This is a genomic window from Pseudomonas sp. CFBP 8771 (assembly GCF_014841695.1).
Lineage (GTDB): Bacteria > Pseudomonadota > Gammaproteobacteria > Pseudomonadales > Pseudomonadaceae > Aquipseudomonas > Aquipseudomonas baltica.
The window spans coordinates 416,432-432,369 of record NZ_JACYUJ010000005.1 but is presented as its reverse complement, the minus strand read 5'-3'; the positions used below and the strand labels follow the sequence as shown (position 1 = coordinate 432,369).

Annotated in this window: 14 protein-coding genes; 2 read left to right on the top strand and 12 right to left on the bottom strand. The window is 63.9% G+C overall.

What is annotated here, in order from left to right; translation table 11 throughout:
- Positions 1-18: 18 nt before the first annotated feature.
- Together IFT80_RS14310 and IFT80_RS14305 are read left to right on the top strand one after the other, a co-directional pair.
- Positions 19-432, top strand: coding sequence for a DUF4398 domain-containing protein (locus IFT80_RS14310; RefSeq protein WP_122475046.1), 414 nt, complete (start codon positions 19-21; stop codon positions 430-432).
- Positions 433-473: 41 nt separating this feature from the next.
- Positions 474-1,256 carry an OmpA family protein gene (locus tag IFT80_RS14305; RefSeq protein ID WP_122475048.1) on the top strand — a complete coding sequence of 261 codons (783 nt, stop codon included), beginning with the start codon at positions 474-476 and terminating at the stop codon, positions 1,254-1,256.
- A 48-nt stretch (positions 1,257-1,304) separates the two neighbouring features.
- On the opposite strand, the gene IFT80_RS14300 is transcribed toward IFT80_RS14305, so the two are convergent.
- The 12 genes from IFT80_RS14300 to IFT80_RS14245 all read right to left on the bottom strand — a co-directional run bounded on the left by IFT80_RS14300 (position 1,305) and on the right by IFT80_RS14245 (position 15,907).
- Positions 1,305-2,213: an alpha/beta hydrolase gene (locus tag IFT80_RS14300; protein ID WP_192137764.1), complete on the bottom strand. Its 909-nt coding sequence runs from the start codon at positions 2,211-2,213 to the stop codon at positions 1,305-1,307.
- 149 nt (positions 2,214-2,362) lie between these two features.
- Positions 2,363-3,640, bottom strand: a complete 1,278-nt coding sequence (locus tag IFT80_RS14295; protein WP_122475052.1) for a flavohemoglobin expression-modulating QEGLA motif protein — start codon at positions 3,638-3,640, stop codon at positions 2,363-2,365.
- Between the two features lie 58 nt (positions 3,641-3,698).
- Positions 3,699-4,409 (bottom strand): TetR/AcrR family transcriptional regulator, encoded by a 711-nt coding sequence (locus IFT80_RS14290; RefSeq protein ID WP_185795070.1) that lies wholly within the window; start codon positions 4,407-4,409, stop codon positions 3,699-3,701.
- Positions 4,410-4,607: 198 nt separating this feature from the next.
- Complete coding sequence (lysS, locus tag IFT80_RS14285) at positions 4,608-6,110, bottom strand: lysine--tRNA ligase (protein WP_185795069.1); 1,503 nt, start codon at positions 6,108-6,110, stop codon at positions 4,608-4,610.
- Between the two features lie 110 nt (positions 6,111-6,220).
- Positions 6,221-7,316, bottom strand: a protein-coding gene (prfB, locus tag IFT80_RS14280; protein ID WP_122475055.1) for a peptide chain release factor 2 whose coding sequence is annotated in 2 segments (ribosomal slippage) — positions 6,221-7,243 and positions 7,245-7,316 — 1,095 coding nt in all. Because the reading frame shifts where the segments join, the coding sequence is not laid out codon by codon here.
- 113 nt (positions 7,317-7,429) lie between these two features.
- Complete coding sequence (locus IFT80_RS14275; protein ID WP_122475057.1) at positions 7,430-8,443, bottom strand: diguanylate cyclase; 1,014 nt, start codon at positions 8,441-8,443, stop codon at positions 7,430-7,432.
- 39 nt (positions 8,444-8,482) lie between these two features.
- Positions 8,483-9,493 carry a chemotaxis response regulator protein-glutamate methylesterase gene (cheB, locus tag IFT80_RS14270; RefSeq protein ID WP_185795068.1) on the bottom strand — a complete coding sequence of 337 codons (1,011 nt, stop codon included), beginning with the start codon at positions 9,491-9,493 and terminating at the stop codon, positions 8,483-8,485.
- Positions 9,490-11,814, bottom strand: a complete 2,325-nt coding sequence (locus IFT80_RS14265; RefSeq protein WP_192102590.1) for a hybrid sensor histidine kinase/response regulator — start codon at positions 11,812-11,814, stop codon at positions 9,490-9,492. The genes cheB and IFT80_RS14265 overlap by 4 nt, the downstream gene beginning before the upstream one ends.
- Complete coding sequence (locus IFT80_RS14260; protein ID WP_122795255.1) at positions 11,811-12,488, bottom strand: chemotaxis protein CheW; 678 nt, start codon at positions 12,486-12,488, stop codon at positions 11,811-11,813. The genes IFT80_RS14265 and IFT80_RS14260 overlap by 4 nt, the downstream gene beginning before the upstream one ends.
- On the bottom strand, positions 12,485-13,753 hold the full coding sequence (locus tag IFT80_RS14255) for a CheR family methyltransferase (RefSeq protein ID WP_192102591.1): 1,269 nt from the start codon (positions 13,751-13,753) through the stop codon (positions 12,485-12,487). The genes IFT80_RS14260 and IFT80_RS14255 overlap by 4 nt, the downstream gene beginning before the upstream one ends.
- Positions 13,754-13,769: 16 nt before the next feature.
- Complete coding sequence (locus IFT80_RS14250) at positions 13,770-14,285, bottom strand: chemotaxis protein CheW (protein ID WP_185795066.1); 516 nt, start codon at positions 14,283-14,285, stop codon at positions 13,770-13,772.
- The gene (locus IFT80_RS14245; protein ID WP_192137763.1) at positions 14,285-15,907 is read right to left on the bottom strand and encodes a methyl-accepting chemotaxis protein; all 1,623 of its coding nucleotides are present in this window, start codon (positions 15,905-15,907) and stop codon (positions 14,285-14,287) included. The genes IFT80_RS14250 and IFT80_RS14245 overlap by 1 nt, the downstream gene beginning before the upstream one ends.
- Positions 15,908-15,938: the final 31 nt, after the last annotated feature.

Here is a 15,938-nt window from a genome sequence, read left to right as displayed (position 1 = left end):
TTTTTCAGGAGCTATCCAATGGAGTTGAAAGCCATGAATACCCGTACTGCCAAAACCTCGTCCAACCCTCTGCGCGGGCTGAAACTGGCTGCCCTGGCACTGGGTACCACCTTCGTCCTGGCTGGCTGCGCCGGCAAGCCACCGACCGAACAGTACGCTGTGACCGAGTCGGCCGTGAACAGCGCCGTTAGCGCTGGCGGTACCGAATACGCTGCCGTCGAAATGAAAGCGGCGCAGGACAAGTTCAAGCAGGCGGAAATCGCCATGCACGACAAGAACTACGAGAAAGCCAAGATGCTGGCCGAACAGGCCGAGTGGGACGCACGTCTGGCCGAGCGCAAGGCCCAGGCCGGCAAAGCCGCCAAGGCCCTGCAAGACTCCAAGCAGGGTGTACAGGACCTGCGTGACGAAGCCGGCCGCAGCGTTCAGTAAGCTGCCCATCGCGACTTGAACTCGAATAAAGGATGAAGATTATGCGTAAACAATTGATGGTTCCTGCTCTGTTGGCTCTCAGCGTTGGCCTGGCAGCTTGCTCCACTCCGCCGAACCCTAACCTGGAACAGGCGCGGACCAATTTCTCGTCCCTGCAGACCAACCCCAAGTCGGTACAACTGGCGGCCCTGGAAACCAAGGACGCGTCGGAGTGGCTGGACAAGGCTGACAAAGCCTTCCGCGACGACGCCGACGCGAAGAAAGTCGATCAACTGGCCTACCTGACCAACCAGCGCGTTGAAGTGGCCAAGCAGACCATCGCCCTGCGCAGCGCCGAGGAAAACCTCAAAGGCGCGGCTGCCCAGCGCGCTCAGGCTCGCCTGGATGCCCGCGACGCTCAGATCAAGAAGCTTCAGGAAAGCCTGAACGCCAAGCAGACTGACCGCGGCACCCTGGTGACCTTTGGTGATGTGCTGTTCGACCTGAACAAAGCCGAGCTGAAATCGTCCGCGTTCGTCAACGTGGCCAAGCTGGCCCAGTTCCTTCAGGAAAACCCTGATCGCAAGGTCATCGTCGAAGGCTACACCGACAGCACCGGTTCGGCTGCCTACAACCAGAGCCTGTCCGAGCGTCGCGCTACTTCGGTAATGGCCGCACTGGTTCGTGCTGGCGTCGAGCCTTCGCGCGTCGTCGCCCAGGGCTATGGCAAGGAATACCCGGTTGCCGACAACACCAGCAACTCGGGCCGCGCCCAGAACCGCCGCGTGGAAGTGACCATTTCCAACGACAACCAGCCAGTGGCTCCACGCTCGTCGATGCGTTGATCCTCGCGCTGTAATCGAACGCCCCGGTGAGTGATCACCGGGGCGTTTTCATTTGTCCGCAGCGGGCGCTGGGTAGTTGGGAATCTCGCCCAGACGACGCAGGCCATTGAAATGCTGCGGGTCGTCCAGGTAGCGCAGCATGACCTGGCGCCAGGTAGGGTCGGCGAACGTCTGCACGTGTCCCCCACGGGTCAGTTGCAGGACTCGCGGCAGCGGTGCCTGCTGGTACAGCGCGATACCGTTGGCCAACGGCACGATAGAGTCGTCCATGCTCTGGAAGAGCAGCGCCGGTGTGCCCTCGAGCTGGGCGATGGAGCGGATCGCACTGTCGCTATCGGGCACCAGCCAGGACAGCGGCACCTGCAGTGGCCAGGTCAGCCAGGATGTGCTCAGTGCGTACTGGCCAACGGCGCGGTAACTGGCAGGGACGCCATCGAGCACCAGCGCCTGCAGGCGCTGGCGTTGCCTGGGGCGTTCGGCCAGGTAGTGCACGGCCATGGCGCCGCCCAGGCTTTGCCCCAGCAGGACCAACGGCTTGGCCTGCACCTCAGGCTTGCTCGCCAGCCAGGCGAACGCGGCGTCGATGTCCTGGTAGATCGCCGGCAGGCTGGGCGACCCCCCGGACATCCCGTAGCCACGGTAGTCGAGCATCAGCACCTGATAGCCCTGCTCGGGCAACCACCAGCTGCCGCCCAGATGCCAGGCGAGGTTGCCGCCGTTGCCGTGCAGGTGCAGCACGGTGCCCTTGACCTCGACACCGGGCTTGGCAGGCAGCCACCACCCGTGCAATCGGGTACCGTCGGCGGCCGTGAGGTTGACGTCCTCGAAGCCCAGCCCGGCTTTTTCCGGGGTGAACGGCAAACCCCGCTCGGGGTAGAACAATAATGAGCTGCAGCCACTCAGTACCGCGGTCAGTAGCAGCAGCGCTGGCAGGCGTCGCGATAGGCAGGCTTTCATGTGCAACGCCCGGACGCGGCTCGCGCCGCTGCTACAGGGGGGCGATGCAGCAATGTCGGCGAGCGTCGCGACAGGCAGGCCTTCATGTGCAACGCCCGGACGCGGCTCGCGCCGCTGCTACAGGGGGGCGATGCAGCTGCGTCGGCAGGTCAGAGGATGTTCGAGTAGTCGGCTTCAATTCGGTCCAGGCTCAGGTGATTGAGGAAGTTCGAGAAGCACATCCAGGCGGACAGTGCATTCATGTCGCGGAACTGTTCGGGCAGGTACTTGGGCGGCGTCACCAATCCTTCGTCGACCAGCTGGCGCAGGGTGCGCATGTCCTCCAGGGTGGTCTTGCCACAGAACAGCAGCGGCACCTGTTCCAGCTTGCCCTTGCGCACAGCCAGCTGAATGTAGTTGTAGACCATGATGAAGCCTTTGAGGTACGACAAATCCTTGGTGAACGGCAGACCGGTCGGGGTCGAGCCGCGGAACACGCGGCTGGCGTTGCCATAGGCCTCGGGCATCTCGAAGCCTTCTTCGCGAAAGAATTCGAACACCTGCAGGAAGTCGGCGCCCTCCTCGACCATGTGGATCGCGCGCGTGCGATTGGTCAGCTTGCGCAGGCGGCTGGGGTAGGAAGCGAAGGCGATCACTTCCATCAGGATCGCCAAGCCTTCCTGGGTCACGGTGGACGACGGCGGACCCTTGGACAGGAAGGTGCAGATCGGCTGGTTCTGGCCATTGAGGGTGGTGGCAACATGGACCAGGCCCTCGTGCACCTCGAGGGCGCGCACATCGCGCTCGTTGAACATGGCATCGCTGCGGATCTTGATGTAGTCCGCCCCTGCGGCAGCGTCGGCGACGATGCCATCGGATTCGAACACGCGGATGGTGCCCTCGGTTTCGCCGAACACACGGTTCAGGCGCCCTTGCAGCATGTTCACTGCATCCTTGGCGGTCAGGGTCTTGGCTTCGTCCTTGAGATCGCCACGCCCGGCAATGTTGTTCAGGTAATCGGAGAGCATCAGGCCGAGGTCGGCCAGGGTCGGATCGCCGGCATGAAACGCATCCGACGCGGCGCCGTACAGCTCCTGCGAGATCAGGCCGAAGTCCTCGGTGCCACGCGCCTCGAGCATGCGCACCACCATGCGGTACTCCTTGCACATGCGCCGCATGATCTGCCCGACCGGGTTGAACTGGCCGAGCTGACGGGTGATGTCGCGCTCGATGTTCTGGAATTCCAGTTTGACCGCACTGGAGTCGAAGCCCAGTGCGCGGTTCTGGTAATAATCGCGGTCGACCGCAGGCATCTGCTTGCCGCCCGCCTGCAGAAAGCCGTGACGAATGGAGTCGTCCCATTTCACCGCATCAAGCACGCGGATCGGCGTCTGCGCGTGCACGATGCGGTCGGACAGGTCTCGAATCGTCTGCTGATACTCGTCCACCGTACTGCTCCTCGTTCTGGCTCGGCCCGCCGGCAGCGGACCTCTCACTGCATGGGGCTCAGCTCAGTACCCACTGCATGAAACGGGTAAGGATGCCGAGCATTTCACGGTCGGCATCGGCAGGGGCACTGGCCAGCAGACCCTGATATTCCATCCGGCCGATAATCGCCGTCAACACCTGTGCGTCCTGCGACGGTTCGCGCGAGCCAAGCACCTCGAGCATCTGCCGCCCGCCCTGCAGCAGAATGTCCTGATGCGCCAGCACCAGTTCGGCCAGGCGCGGGTTGAGCAACGCTTCCTGGCGGAAAGCCTGCTCGGCAATCAATTGGTCGCGACGGGTCTGCAGCTGATGCATGACGTAGTCGGCGGTCAGGCGGGCGATTTCGTCGGCCAGGGCAGCGCGGGCCTGGGGGCTGCCGTCGCCGCGGGCGATCAGGGCGCGCAGCAGCTCTTCGGTGTTGCTCCACAGCTTGGCCATGAACACGGCGCTGCGCTCGACGTACTGGGCGAAGGCATCGTTGAGCAGGTCATCGATGTCCTTGAAGTAGTAGGTAGTAGCCGACAGCGGCACCCCGGCTTCGGTGGCCACGGCGCGATGGCGCACACCCCGCACCCCATCGCGCACGACGATGCGCATGGCTGCGTCGAGGATTTCCTGGCGGCGCAGTTCGCTGCCCTGTCGGCTGGCCTTGCGGCCTTGATACTGGACGTTGCGGGCGAGCGTCGAGGCAACGCTGGCGGCTCCCTGTCTGGGTGTGGCTGGGATCACTGCTCGTATCCTTTGAGTGAGTGGGAGTGGGTGCCGACGCGGCTTGCGCCGCTGCTACACGATAGCGTAATCGCCTGTAACGACGGCGTGAGATCGCAATCCCTGTAGCAGCGGCGCAAGCCGCGTCGGGGCCGGCAATGACACCGCTGATCTGCGCTCATAAAAAAGCCGCCCCATGGGGCGGCTGATCAACGACCGTCAGGCTTGTGGTCGCATGTGCGGGAACAGGATCACATCGCGGATCGAAGGCGAATCGGTCAGCAGCATGACCAGGCGATCGATACCGATACCCTCCCCAGCCGTCGGCGGCATGCCGTATTCGAGCGCCCGAACGAAATCGGCGTCGTAGTGCATGGCTTCGTCGTCGCCGGCATCCTTGTCCGCCACCTGGGCCATGAAGCGTGCGGCCTGGTCTTCGGCGTCATTGAGCTCGGAATAGGCGTTGGCGATCTCGCGGCCACCGATGAACAACTCGAAGCGATCGGTGACGTTGGGGTTGTCGTCGTTGCGGCGCGCCAGTGGCGACACCTCGAACGGATACTGGGTGATGAAGTGCGGCTGCTCGAGCTTGTGCTCGACCAGTTCTTCGAAAATCATCACCTGCAGCTTGCCCAGGCCTTCGAACCCCAGCACCTTGGCGCCGGCCTTCTTGGCAATGGCACGCGCCTTGTCGACATCGTTGAGGTCGTCTGCCGTCAGCTCGGGGTTGTACTTGAGGATCGAGTCGAACACCGACAGGCGTACGAACGGCTCGCCGAAATGGAACACCTTGTCGCCGTAGGGCACGTCGGTGCTGCCCAGTACCAACTGGGCCAGCTCACGGAACAGCTCTTCGGTGAGGTCCATGTTGTCTTCGTAGTCGGCGTAGGCCTGGTAGAACTCGAGCATGGTGAACTCGGGGTTGTGCCGGGTCGAAACGCCTTCGTTACGGAAGTTGCGATTGATCTCGAAGACCTTTTCGAAGCCACCGACCACCAGGCGCTTGAGGTACAGCTCCGGGGCGATGCGCAGGAACATTTCCATGTCCAGGGCATTGTGGTGGGTTTCGAACGGCTTGGCCGCAGCGCCGCCGGGAATGGTCTGCAGCATCGGCGTTTCGACTTCGAGGAAGTCGCGCTTGGCCAGGAAGCTGCGAATGTGGGCGATGACCTGGGAGCGCACACGGAAGGTGTCGCGCACCTCCTCGTTGACGATCAGGTCGACATAGCGCTGACGGTAGCGCTGCTCGGTATCGACCAGGCCATGGTGCTTGTCGGGCAGCGGGCGCAGCGACTTGGTCAGCAGGCGTACGCTGGTCATTTCGACGTACAGGTCGCCCTTGCCGGAACGGGCCAGGGTGCCTTCAGCCGCGATGATGTCGCCCATGTCCCAGGTTTTCACCTGAGCCAGGGTTTCTTCGGGCAGGGTCTTGCGATTGACGTAGACCTGGATCCGCCCGGTCATGTCCTGGATCACCATGAACGAGCCACGGTTGAGCATGATGCGACCGGCGACCTTGACCGGAATCGCCGCTTCGGCGAGCGCTTCCTTGGTCTTGTCGGCGTACTGCTTCTGCAAGTCGCCTGCATAGTTGTCGCGACGAAAATCGTTGGGGAAGGCCTGGCCCTGGGCACGCACGGCAGCAAGCTTTTCCTTGCGCAGGGCGATCAGGCTGTTCTCTTCCTGTTGCAGGTCTTGCGGGTCGGGTTGTTGGTCGCTCATGTCTTGGATTTTCCATCACGGGTTCGTTGCTCCCGACTACGGCGCCGGGATCGCGGGCAGGCCAGCCGTGGCAGGCCGACGCAATTGCTGCGCCAGCCTGCCAGGCGGTGTTACAGCCCTTGTTTCAAGCTGGCTTCGAGGTATTCGTCGATGTCGCCGTCGAGCACCTTGTCGCAGTCGCTGCGTTCGATGTTGGTACGCAGATCCTTGATCCGCGAAGCGTCGAGCACATAAGAGCGAATCTGGTGACCCCAGCCGATGTCCGACTTGCTGTCTTCCATCGCCTGCGAGGCGGCATTGCGCTTCTGTACTTCCTGTTCGTACAGGCGCGCACGCAACATCTTCATTGCCGTGTCTTTGTTGGCATGCTGCGAACGTTCGTTCTGACAGCTGACCACGGTGTTGGTCGGAACGTGGGTGATACGCACCGCCGAGTCGGTGGTGTTGACGTGCTGGCCGCCGGCACCGGAGGAGCGGTAGGTGTCGATGCGCAGGTCGGCCGGGTTGATGTCGATTTCGATGTTGTCATCGATTTCCGGCGAGACGAACACGGCCGAGAACGAGGTGTGGCGACGGTTGCCGGAGTCGAACGGGCTTTTGCGCACCAGGCGGTGGACACCGATTTCGGTGCGCAGCCAGCCAAAGGCGTACTCGCCCTTGATGTGCAGGGTGGCGCCCTTGATACCGGCGACTTCACCGGCCGACAGCTCCATGATGGTGGTGTCGAAACCGCGCTTGTCCGCCCAGCGCAGGTACATGCGCAGCAGGATGTTGGCCCAGTCCTGGGCTTCGGTGCCGCCGGAACCGGCCTGGATGTCCAGGTAGGCGTTGTTGGCGTCCATCTCGCCGCTGAACATGCGGCGGAATTCCAGCTTCTCGAGCTGGGCACGCAGGCGCTCGACTTCGGCGGACACGTCGTCGACGGCGCTCTGGTCTTCTTCTTCGGCCGCCATTTGCAGCAGGTCGCGGGCATCGCCGAGGCCGGCGTTCATTTCATCGAGGGTGTCGACGATCTGCGCCAGCAGCGAACGCTCGCGGCCCAGTTCCTGGGCGTAGGCAGGGTTGTTCCAGACAGCGGGATCTTCAAGCTCGCGATTGACTTCGGTCAGACGCTCATGCTTTTGATCGTAGTCAAAGATACCCCCGAATGGTTTCGGAGCGCTCGGACAGGTCCTTGATGCTGTTAAGGATCGGGTTGATTTCCATGGCGGGCAGCTCTCGTGCGTAACGTGTCAAAAGCCGGAGAGTATACCGCAGCCGGCCAATGACAGCAGCCCGCCGAGCAGGGGACGGGCTTTTTTTTTGGAAGATCGGGCGGCCTAGCCCTGATCCCCGACCACTACCTGATTGCGCCCGGCATGCTTGGCCGTATACAGGCCCTTGTCGGCGGCCAGGATCAGCTCGCGGCAATGGCTGCCCTGCTGCGGAGTCATGGTCGACAGGCCGATGCTCACCGTCAGGCATGCATCGGCCTGGGGCGCGATGTGGGGGATGTTCAGGGCGGCAATGGTCTGCCGCAGCTTCTCGGCAACCAGCCGCGCGCCGCCAGGCGAGGTACCCGGCAGCACCAGGGCGAACTCTTCGCCGCCATAGCGCGCCGGCAGGTCGCTGGAGCGGTTGCTGGAATGGCGAATGGCGTCGGCGACGCGGCGCAAGGCTTCGTCGCCTGCCAGGTGGCCGAAGTTGTCGTTATAGGACTTGAAATAGTCGACGTCGATCATCAACAGCGACAGCTGGGTCTTGTCACGCATCGCGCGACGCCATTCCAGTTCCAGGTACTCGTCGAAATGACGACGATTGGACAGCGCGGTCAGGCCATCGGAGTTCATCAGCCGCTGCAGCACCAAATTGGTGTCGAGCAGTTGCTGCTGGCTCACGCGCAGCGCACGGTAGGCTTCGTCGCGCTGCAGCAGCGTCAGGTACGACTTGGAGTGGTAGCGTATGCGCGCCACCAGCTCGATGGTGTCGGGCAGCTTGACCAGGTAATCGTTGGCGCCGGCGGCGAAGGCAGCGCTCTTGATCAGCGGGTCTTCCTTGGTCGACAGCACGATGATCGGGATGTCCTGGGTGGCCGGATGGTTGCGATAGTCACGCACCAGCGACAGGCCGTCGAGCCCCGGCATGATCAAGTCCTGGAGGATCACCGTCGGCTTGATTCGCATGGCCTGGTTGATGGCCTGCTGCGGATCGGCGCAAAAGTGGAAGTCGATGTTGGCCTCGTCGCTGAGACTGCGACGGATGGCTTCACCGATCATGGCCTGGTCGTCCACCAGAAGTACCATCGACTTGTTGTTGTCGTTGGACCTGAAGGCTTCGATCTGTAGATCAATCATGCGTTGTCACCTGGATACTGCCTACGCGGTGGCTCGAGTTCATCGTGAAAATACGTCCATCAGTCGGGGTGCGATCCGCTCCAGCGGACGAATTTCAACAGCTGCGTCAATGGCCGCCGCCGCTTTGGGCATTCCGTAGACAGCGCTGCTCTGCTGGTCCTGCGCGATGGTCAGGAAGCCGCGCTGACGCATCGACTTCAAGCCCTGTGCGCCGTCGCGGCCCATGCCGGTGAGCAGTACGCCCACTGCATCGCCATTCCAGAATTGCGCCACGCTTCGGAAAAAAACATCTATGGAGGGCCGGTAGATCTCGTCCACCGGTTCTGCCGTGTAGGTTAAGGTACCATTTTTCAGCAGACGAATATGATGATTGGTGCCTGCCAGTAGCACAGTGCCAGCCAACGGCGTTTCTCCGTCGCGGGCCAGACGCACCGGCAAGCCGGCTGCGCTGCTCAGCCACTCGGCCATTCCGGCGGCGAACACCTGGTCCACGTGCTGGACCAGCACGATCGCCGCCGGGTAATCGCGTGGCAGCCCCTTGAGCAGGATTTCCAGCGCGGCCGGGCCGCCGGCCGACGAACCGATGGCCACCAGTTTCTGCCGCACGCCGCCCGAGCGCGGCAGCGGCAACTCGCTGCGCACCGCCGGGCTGCGCTGGCCCACCAGCCAGCCGATATTGAAGATCTTGCGCAGCAGCGGCGCTGCAGCTTCGCGAGCGTCGCCCACCCCCAGTGTAGGGGTGTCGACCACATCCAGGGCGCCATGGCCCATGGCCTCGAATACGCGGTGGACGTTCTGCTGGCGGTCGACGGTGACGATGACGATGGCGCAGGGCGTATTGGCCATGATCTGCCGGGTGGCTTCCACGCCGTCCATGACCGGCATGATCAGGTCCATGAGGATCAGGTCCGGAGTCACGGCCTGACAGCGCTCGACCGCCTCACGACCGTTGGCGGCCACCCATACCACGTCATGGGACGGTTCGAAGGCGATCGCGCGACGCAGCGCCTCCACGGCCATGGGCATGTCATTGACGATGGCGATCCTCATCCCCGCGCTCCTCCGATCAACTCAACCACCGCATCGAGCAAGGCATCGTCGTGGAAACTGGCCTTGGCCAGATAATAATCGGCCCCGGCGTCGAGGCCACGGCGGCGGTCCTCTTCCCGGTCCTTGTAGGACACCACCATGACCGGCAGCGATTGCAGGCGGGTGTCGCGGCGCAGCAGAGTCACCAATTCGATACCGTCCATGCGCGGCATGTCGATGTCGGTGATCAGCAGGTCGAAGTCCTCGCTGCGCAACGCGTTCCAGCCATCCATGCCGTCGACGGCCACCGCAACGTCATAGCCACGATGGCTGAGCAGCTTGCGCTGCAGCTCGCGGACGGTGAGCGAATCATCCACCACCAGTACCCGCTTGCGAGCCGATTCGGCCTGTTGGCTGCGCTTGTCGATACGCTCCAGGCGGCCGGTATTGAGCAGCTTTTCCACCGAGCGGAACATGTCTTCGACGTCGATGATCAGCACCACCGAACCATTGTCGAGCAAGGCACCGGCGGAAATATCCTGGACCTTGCCCAAGCGGGCGTCCAGCGGCAGCACCACCAGCGTGCGCTCGCCGATGAAGCGTTCCACGGCCACGCCGTAGATCGCTTCACGGTCGCGAATCACCACCACTTTGAGGCTCGCTTCGTCGCCCTGGCTGGCCGGCCTCTGCAGCAGCTGGCTGGCGGCAACCAGCCCCACATGGCGGTTCTGGAACCAGAAGTGCTGGCGCCCCTCGAGCTGGATGATGTCTTCGGCCGGCAGGTCCATGGTGTGTTCGATGTGGGCCAGCGGAAACGCATAGGCCTCGCCCCCCACTTCCACTGCCAGGCTGCGCACCACCGACAGGGTCAGCGGCACCTCGATATGGAAGCGACTGCCCTGCCCTGGCACTTGAATCAGTTCGACCGAGCCACGCAGCTGGCGAATCAGGTGCAATACCGCATCCAGGCCAACGCCGCGGCCCGAGACCTCGGTTACCGTGTCGCGCATGCTGAAGCCGGGCAGGAACAGAAAGCTCAGCAGCTCTTCTTCACTGAGCTGCTCCACCGTATCGGCGGCCGACAAACCGCGCTGGACGATACTGCGCCGCAGCGCGGCAAGGTCGACACCCGCCCCGTCGTCGCTCAGTTCCACCACCAGCAAGCCCGCCTGGTGCGAAGCGCGCAGCACCACGCGACCTTCGGCGGGCTTGCCGGCCAGCAATCGCTGCTCGGCGGTTTCGATGCCGTGGTCGACGGCGTTGCGCAGCAAGTGGGTCAGGGGCGCTTCGAGCTTTTCCAGCACGTCGCGATCGACCTGGGTCTTCTCGCCTTCGATATCCAGGCGCACCTGCTTGCCCAATGAACGACCGAGGTCGCGGACCATGCGTTCCTGACCACCGAGCATGTCGGCGAATGGGCGCATGCGGCAGGCCAGCGCCGTGTCGTACAGCAACTGCGCGCGCTGGCTGGCCTGCCAGCCGAAATCGTCCAGTTCGGCGGTCTGCTGCAGCAGCATCTGCTGGGTCTGATCCAGCAGCGACTGCGCCTGCGCCAGGGCGTCGCGTACCTCTGCGCTGTGGCCCTCGAGCTGCAATTGTTCGGCAAGCCCGCCAAGCGCGCGGATGCTTTGCGCCTGCATGCGCTTGAGGCGCTGCATGGTCAGCAGATAGGGCTTGAGGCGCTGGGTTTCGACCAGCGACTTGCTCGACAGGTCCAGCAGGCTGTTCAGACGCTCCGCCGTGACCCGCAGCACGCGCTCGCCGGTATCGCTGACCCGGCGCGCCCGGCTGGCAGGTAGTTCGGCGGCCGAGTCGTCCTGGCCGGGCATCGCTTGCGACGGATCGATGTCCCGAGGCGGCTCGGCCGCGACCTCCATGGGCGGCTCGGCAGGCGCGAGCGGGACGGCCGATACGGGCACGCTGACCTGTACCTGCGCTGCCGCGGCCGCCAACGGGTCCATCACCGCGGCCATCTGCGCCTCGTAGGCATCGATATCGAGGGTACCCGGTGCGCCAGGGCCGGGCGTGCCGACGCGCATCAGCAGGTCGGTGCCCAACAGCAGCGCATCGATGTGTTCGGGCATCAGGTAGACACGCCGCTCCTGCGCCGCGACCAGGCAGTCTTCCATCACGTGAGCCACACGCACCCCGGCATCCAGGCCGACGATGCGTGCCGCACCCTTGAGCGAGTGGGCCGCGCGCATGCACGCTTCCAGTTGATCGGCCTGGGTCGGATTGCGTTCCAGGGCCAGCAGCCCGGCATTGAGCACCTGGGTCTGGGCCTCGGCTTCCAGGCTGAACAGCTCCAGCAACGAGGCGTCGCGCATCTGTTCCGGGGTCATGTCAGGCTCCGGTTCATGGCGATCAGCAGCGCCTTGTCATCGAGCAGGCGCACACTGCGCTGGCGAAACGGCAGAACCCCTTGAGTGAAACGGGCGCCCGCCTGGGTGGTGGCGGTAGACGCCTGTTCGAGCTCGACCAGGTCGATCCGATGAATGCCATCCACCTCTTCCACCGGTACCACCACCGAGCCGCCGTCTATGGCGATGATCAGCATGCGTGGCATGACCCGCGCCGAAGCGGCCGGTGCGACGTGCTGGGTGTCGATGCCCAGCAGTTCCTCCAACGCCAGGCATGGCACCAGTGCGCCGCGCACGTTGGCGACCCCGCGCAAGGCGCGCGAACGCTGGTGCGGCAGCGAATGCACTGCCTGCACCGGGGCCACTTCGACCAGGCAGCGGGTGGCCAGCGCCAGCCACTCATCGCCCAGGCGAAACAGCACCAGCGACCTGCTTTCGACCCGGCCCAGGGTTTCGCTGTAGTGCATCGGCGCGTGCTGGCGGTCCAGCGCGTAGCGGTCCAGCAGGCGCACGGCCGCCGAGGCGTACACCGCGCAATTGCGGCAGTGGATATGCTCGGCGAGCAACGGGCAGGATTTGTCGCCATGAATACCAATACGGTTCCAGCAGTCGTCGATCTGCTGGGCGTCGCTGTCGATCAGGTCCAGGGCGGTCATCGCTTATGCTCCTGGACATGCGGGCGGTCGTTGCGTGCGGCGCGCTCCTGCAGTCGCCGCGCCCCGGCAATGTCGCCCTGGGCGGTGAGCAGCATGGCCAGGTGGGCCAGGGCCTCGGCGTGCTGCGGGTCTAGGTACAGCGCCTTGCGGTAATAACCCTGCGCCTGCAGCACCTGGCCGCCGACATCACTGAGCAGGCCCAGCCAGTAGAACACCTGGGGATCTGGACCGTGGCTGCGCAGGAACGCGTCGCACGCGGCCTGCGCCTCGGCACTCTTGCCTTCGTTGGCCAAGCGGGCGATCTGCGCGAGCAGACCGGCGCCATCGCTTGCCACTGCCTCGGCGGCATTCGCCACCGGCAGCGCGCGGGTTCGCGTTCGCACGGGCAACCTGCCCGGCTCGGGCAACAACTTGATCGGCATCTGCAGGCGCGCCGTTGCCGGGGGCAGCGGCGTGGGCGTTGGTGCGACGTGGCGATCGCGGACGAACGCGAAGGACTGGGCAATACCGATCGGGCGCATGCCCAACCGTGCCAGCAGGCTGCCTTCGGCAGGACCGATGAACAACGCGCCGTCTTCACGGGTGAATGTCTTCAGCACTTCGAACACCTGCTGCTGGGTCGGCAGGTCGAAATAGATGAGCAGGTTGCGGCAGAACACGAAGTCATAGGGCAGTTCACCGCCCAGCAGCAACGGATCGAGAATGTTACCGACCTGCAAGCGAACCTGGGCCCGAACCTGAGCATCGAGCAGATACCCCTCGTCCGCAGGCACGAAATGGCGGTCGCGAAAGGTCAGTGGTGCGCCGCGAAACGAATTGCGGCCATAGATCCCTCGCGTTGCCCGGGCCACCGACAGGGGGCTGATGTCCACGCCGTCCACACTGAATTGCTGCGGCGCCAGCCCGGCGTCGAGCAAGGCCATGGCGATCGAGTACGGCTCCTCGCCAGTGGAACACGGCAGGCTGAGGATGCGCAGCGCCACGCCAGGCCGTTCGGCGAGCCGCGCCTTGGCGACCTTGCACAGCGCGGCAAAGGACTCGGGATAACGCATGAACCAGGTTTCCGGGACGATCACCGCCTCGATCAGCGCCTGCTGTTCGGCCGCCGAACCCTGCAGCAGCTTCCAGTAGGCATCCAGGTCGCGGACATGCGCAGCCTGGCTGCGCTGCGCGACCGCGCGCTCGATCAGCGCCGGGCCTACCGAGGCCACGTCCAGGCCGATGCGCTCACGCAGAAAACGTACGAAGCGCTGCTCTTCACCCATCACGATGCATCACCCATCACCCTGTTTCACCCAATACGGAGGCCGCCAACTGCGGTGCGAAAAGCAAGTCGCGCACCGACGGTTCGAGCAGATCCTGTACCCGCAACCACTGCAACAGCCCCTGGCTGTCTTCGAGCACCGGCCCCAGATAGGGCGTGGCACGGTTATGCACTCCCATGGGTTTGAAACCGTTGGGGTCACAGCGAAGGGTTTCGCTGGCGTGTTCGACGATCAGCCCCAGGCGCGCCTCGGGGCCGGCCTGCTCGTGCGGATAATGCACCAGCACCAGACGCGTGCTGGTGCGCCGCACGGCAGCCACGCCGAAGCTCAGCGCGCTGACGTCCAGCACCGGCACCACCCGGCCACGATGGGCGAACACACCGGCCACCCAGGCCGGGGCATGCGCGACCGGTTTGAGCGGCAGCAGCGGCAGCACCTCTGCGACTTCCAGCGCATCCAGGGCGAAGCGTTCCTGCGCAATGCGAAACAACAGGAACAACTTGCTGCGCGATGTGACCGGCAATGCGTTCATCAGACTTTGAAGCGCGAGACGCCGCCGCGCAGGCCGGTAGCGACCTGGCTGAGCTCGTCGATGGCAAAGCTGGCCTGACGCAAGGATTCGACCGTCTGGCTGCTGGCATCGCCCAACTGCGACAGGGCGTGGTTGATCTGTTCGGCACCGGTCGCCTGGGCCTGCATGCCTTCGTTGACCATGAGCACGCGCGGCGCCAAGGCCTGGACCTGGCCAATGATCTGCGACAGCTGATCGCCGACCTGCTGCACTTCGAACATGCCGCGGCGCACTTCCTCGGAAAACTTGTCCATGCCCATGACGCCGGCCGACACTGCCGACTGGATCTCTCGCACCATCTGCTCGATGTCGTAGGTGGCCACGGCGGTCTGGTCGGCGAGGCGGCGCACTTCGGTGGCGACCACGGCGAAACCGCGACCATATTCACCCGCCTTCTCGGCTTCGATGGCCGCGTTGAGCGACAGCAGGTTGGTCTGGTCGGCGACCTTGACGATGGTCACGACTACCTGATTGATGTTGCCGGCCTTCTCGTTGAGGATTGCCAGCTTGGCGTTGACCAATTCGGCGGCACCCATCACCTGGTGCATGGTTTCTTCCATGCGCGCCAGACCCTGCTGGCCGGAGCCGGCCAGCGAGGAAGCCTGATCGGCCGCCGAGGTGACTTCACCCATGGTTCGCACCAGATCACGGGACGTGGCAGCGATTTCCCGGGAGGTCGCGCCGATCTCGGTGGTGGTTGCGGCAGTCTCGGTCGCCGTGGCCTGTTGCTGCTTGGAGGTGGCCGCGATTTCGGTCACCGAGGTGGTGACCTGCACCGAGGAGCGTTGCGCCTGGGCGACCAGCGCGGTGAGCTCGGTCATCATGTCGTTGAAGCCCAGTTCGACCTCGTTGAACTCGTCCTTGCGCGCCAGGCTCAGGCGCGTGCTCAGGTCACCGGTGCGCATCACTTCGAGAATCCGCACGATCTTCTGCATGGGCGCCATGATGGTGCGCAGCAGCCAGAGCCCGCAGATACCGGCAACGATGATTGCCACCAACAGGGAAATCACCAGGCTGACCTTGGCCGCCGCGACCGAAGCGTCAATGGCGCTGGTGGCTTTCTCGGCCGCTTCACGATTGCGGTCGATCAAGGTATTGAGCTGCTTGCGACCTGCCACCCAGGCGGGCGTGAGGTCGTCGATGGCCATCTGCTGGGCTTCACTGAACTTGCGCAGTCGATAGGCCTCCAGCACATCGGCCAAGGTCTTTTCATAGGTCACGCGCATCCGCGCGAATTCTTCGAAGGCCGCCTGGTCGTCGCTGTCCTGGACGGTGCTGCGGTAATTGGCCATCTGCTGGGTCAGGCGCTCGGCGAAGCTCTTGTACTGGTCCACGTCGGCCGTGAGCAACTCGCGCTGATAGCTCAAGCCCACCAGTTGTTGGGTGTACACGTAGCTGTCTACCCAGGCGCTGCGGATCATGGAACTGAAGACCACGCCCGGAACGCTGTCGGTGCGCACCTTGGTTTCGTTCGTCTCGATGATCTGCAGACGTGAATAGGAGACCACGACCATCAACAGCATGATTGCAATGACAACGGCGAAACTCGCCAGAATGCGGTGGCGCAAGGACCAGTTCTTCACAGTCAACCCTCGAAAATTCCTGCAGCTACAA

Coding starts and splice junctions, on each gene's coding strand:
- IFT80_RS14310 (WP_122475046.1), top strand. CDS start 19: ATGGAGTTGAAAGCCATGAATACCCGTACTGCCAAAACCTCGTCCAAC.
- IFT80_RS14305 (WP_122475048.1), top strand. CDS start 474: ATGCGTAAACAATTGATGGTTCCTGCTCTGTTGGCTCTCAGCGTTGGC.
- IFT80_RS14300 (WP_192137764.1), bottom strand. CDS start 2,213: ATGAAAGCCTGCCTATCGCGACGCCTGCCAGCGCTGCTGCTACTGACC.
- lysS (WP_185795069.1), bottom strand. CDS start 6,110: ATGAGCGACCAACAACCCGACCCGCAAGACCTGCAACAGGAAGAGAAC.
- IFT80_RS14275 (WP_122475057.1), bottom strand. CDS start 8,443: ATGATTGATCTACAGATCGAAGCCTTCAGGTCCAACGACAACAACAAG.
- cheB (WP_185795068.1), bottom strand. CDS start 9,493: ATGAGGATCGCCATCGTCAATGACATGCCCATGGCCGTGGAGGCGCTG.
- IFT80_RS14265 (WP_192102590.1), bottom strand. CDS start 11,814: ATGACCCCGGAACAGATGCGCGACGCCTCGTTGCTGGAGCTGTTCAGC.
- IFT80_RS14260 (WP_122795255.1), bottom strand. CDS start 12,488: ATGACCGCCCTGGACCTGATCGACAGCGACGCCCAGCAGATCGACGAC.
- IFT80_RS14255 (WP_192102591.1), bottom strand. CDS start 13,753: ATGGGTGAAGAGCAGCGCTTCGTACGTTTTCTGCGTGAGCGCATCGGC.
- IFT80_RS14250 (WP_185795066.1), bottom strand. CDS start 14,285: ATGAACGCATTGCCGGTCACATCGCGCAGCAAGTTGTTCCTGTTGTTT.